Below are 2,855 nucleotides of genomic sequence, written 5' to 3'. Positions count from 1 at the left end.
GTCCCGGGTCAGCAGAGCCCGCGCGCCGCCCGGGTGTTGGGTGTAATAAATTTTGACGTTGGGGTAGAGATTATGGGGGGCGAACCCACCCAACTCGTCGATCAGCATCACGGGGTAGCGGTCGTAGCCCATGGTGATGGGCACGTGCACCCACGGGCGGCCGGGAATCAGGTCGGCGCAGAACACCAGCCCACCGTGCGGCCGGCCCTGCGCATTGGCCACGCCGACGATCTCGGCCAACATCAGGCCGGGGGTATGGCCATGGCTGAAATGGAAACGCACCGCGTCCCCCAGCGCGCGGCAATGGTCGCCATGCACCACTTCCAGCCGGCCGCTGGCTTCCAGCAGCCCGGCCAGTTCCGGAATGAAGCTGGCGCGGTCGCGCGGATGCGGGTGCTGCGCGCGCTGCCAGTGCTCGGCGCCGACCACGAACGTGGCGTTCGGGAACAGCAGCGCCGGCGCGGCGCCGTCCGCCCACGCTGCCAGCAGGCCGCCAGCGTGGTCGAAGTGCAGGTGGCTGAGCACCACCACGTCAACGTCTTCGTGCGAGAAGCCGGCTTTGGCAAGGGAATCGAGCAGCACGTGGCTTTCTTCCGCCACGCCATAGCGATCGCGCATCTTCGGGTCGAAGAAGGCGCCGATACCGGCCTCAAACAGCACCACCTTGCCGTTCAGCGGGCTGGCCAGCAGCGCGCGGCAGGCCAGCGGGATGCGGTTTTCTTCGTCCGGCGGCAGCCACTTGGCCCACATCGCCCGCGGCGCGTTGCCGAACATCGCGCCGCCGTCGAGGCGCTGCGAGTTGCCCATGATCGACCAAAGCTTCATCGCACTTGCTCCTTCCGGTAGCCCGGCTGCGCGGAGGCTATCTGTAGATGGCGGATTCGTCGGTGGACGAGCCCTTGCCGACGCCCTTCCAGCGGCCGTCGGTACCTGCCTCGACTTCGCCGGTGGCGCGGTTCCACAGCACCACCTGCATATTGCCCCAGCTGCGGTCGCCAATGGCCACGTCATGGCCGCGCGCCTTGAGCGCCGCGACTTCCGCGGCGCTGAAGGCCTCGGGTTCAGCCGACAGCTGGTCGGGAAGGTACTGGTGGTGGAAGCGCGGTGCGTCGGCCGTGGCCTGCGCCCCCTTGCCGTCCATCAGCTCGAACAGGCCCAGCAGCACCATGGTGACGATGCGGCTGCCGCCCGGCGTACCCAGCACGGCCACGCGGTCGCCGCCAAGCAGGAAGGTCGGGGTCATGGAAGACAGTGGGCGCTTGCCCGGCGCAATCGCGTTGGCGTCCTCGCCCACCAGGCCGAACGCATTGGGCACGCCCGGCTTCACCGAGAAATCGTCCATCTCGTTGTTGAGCAGGAAGCCCGTGCCCGGCACCACCAGCGAATTGCCGTAAGGCAGGTTCACGGTTTGGGTGACCGCGGCCAGGTTGCCTTCGGCGTCGATGATGGAGAAGTGCGTGGTGTCGGGGCGCGACGGCGGCACGGTGACGCCCGGCAGCATGTCGCTGGGCGTGGCGCGCTCGGTGTTGATGCCCGCGCGCAGGCCGGCGGCGTAATCCTTGCCGGTCAGCAGCGGCACCGGCACCTGCACGAAGTCCGGGTCGCCCAGGTAGATGGCGCGGTCGCGGTAGGCGCGCCGCATCGATTCCACCACGACGTGGCTGCGCGCCACCCGGCCCAGCTTGGCGTAGTCGTAGCCGTCCAGCACGTTGAGGATGGTGGCCAGCGCCACGCCGCCCGACGACGGCGGCGGCGCAGTGACAATTTCGAAGCCGCGGTGGCGGATGCGGATGGGCTCGCGCTCGACCACGCGGTACTCGGCCAGGTCGCGTTCGCTCCAGATTCCGCCGGCCTTGCGCACGCCGGCGACCAGGCGCTTGGCGTAGGCGCCGCGATAGAAACCGTCGGCGCCCTGGCGCGCAATCAGCTCCAGCGTTCGCGCGTAGTCTTCGTTGCGCATCAGCGTGCCCTGCGCCGGCACCGCGCCCTTGCGAAGGAACAGCGTCGCCGCCGCAGCATTGCCGGCAATCGAATCGCGGCGGTAACCGAGCATCGCGGCGTTCTTGGGGCCGAATTTCCAGCCTTCGCGGGCCAGACGGATGGCCGGCGCCAGCGACTGCGACAGCGGCAGCCGGCCGTAGCGGCTCGCCAGGTGCTGCAGCGCCGCCGGCGTACCCGGGATGCCCGCGGCCAGCGCGCCGTCCACCGAAAGCTTGCGGTTGGCGTTGCCCTGCGCGTCCAGGAACATGTCGCGGGTGGCGGCCAGCGGCGCCCGTTCGCGCGCGTCCACGAATACGTCGCGGCCGTCCTTGGCGGTATGCAGCAGCAGGAAGCCGCCGCCGCCCAGGCCGGAACTTTCCGGCTCCACCAGCCCCAGCGTCGCGCTGACGGCGATGGCGGCGTCGAAGGCGTTGCCACCCTTGGCCAGCACTTCCAGCCCCGCGTCGGTAGCGTAGGCATTGGCGCTTGCGATGGCGGCCTGGCGCGGCGGATCGGTGCGCACCGGCGCATCGGCCAGCGCCAGCGGCGAAAGGAGCAAAAGGCCAAGAACAAGGGAACGAATCACGCGAGAGACTCCTGCTGCAGGTTCAGGTACTTCGCGAACAGCTGCTCGCGGGACTCGGGTTGCGCCAGGTCGAGGTCGATGCACTCGACGGGGCAGACGACCACGCATTGAGGTTCGTCATGGTGGCCCACGCACTCGGTGCTCCGGCGCGGGTCGATCACGTAGATCGTCTCACCCTGGCTGATGGCGTCGTTGGGGCAGGCCGGGGCGCAGACGTCGCAGTTGATGCAGAGCTGGTTGATCAGTAATGACATGGAAGGCGCCCGGGGCCCCCCCCCCGCCGCCCCGG

Annotated in this window: 3 protein-coding genes; all 3 read right to left on the bottom strand. The window is 69.3% G+C overall.

The features are described from left to right. On the bottom strand, positions 1–825 hold an 825-nt coding region (locus K0M70_RS13800), incomplete at its 3' end, for an MBL fold metallo-hydrolase (protein ID WP_290782885.1). Positions 826–862: 37 nt separating this feature from the next. After that, positions 863–2,566, bottom strand: coding sequence for a gamma-glutamyltransferase (ggt, locus tag K0M70_RS13795; protein ID WP_290782883.1), 1,704 nt, complete (start codon positions 2,564–2,566; stop codon positions 863–865). Beyond that, the gene (locus tag K0M70_RS13790) at positions 2,563–2,820 is read right to left on the bottom strand and encodes a YfhL family 4Fe-4S dicluster ferredoxin (protein ID WP_290782882.1); all 258 of its coding nucleotides are present in this window, start codon (positions 2,818–2,820) and stop codon (positions 2,563–2,565) included. The genes ggt and K0M70_RS13790 overlap by 4 nt, the downstream gene beginning before the upstream one ends. Between the last annotated feature and the right edge of the window lie 35 nt (positions 2,821–2,855).

This window comes from Arenimonas sp., assembly GCF_019459675.1.
Taxonomy (GTDB): domain Bacteria; phylum Pseudomonadota; class Gammaproteobacteria; order Xanthomonadales; family Xanthomonadaceae; genus Arenimonas.
The sequence above is the reverse complement of the archived record's forward strand: the minus strand, read 5'-3'. Positions and strand labels throughout refer to the sequence as shown.

Coding starts and splice junctions, on each gene's coding strand:
- K0M70_RS13790 (WP_290782882.1), bottom strand. CDS start 2,820: ATGTCATTACTGATCAACCAGCTCTGCATCAACTGCGACGTCTGCGCC.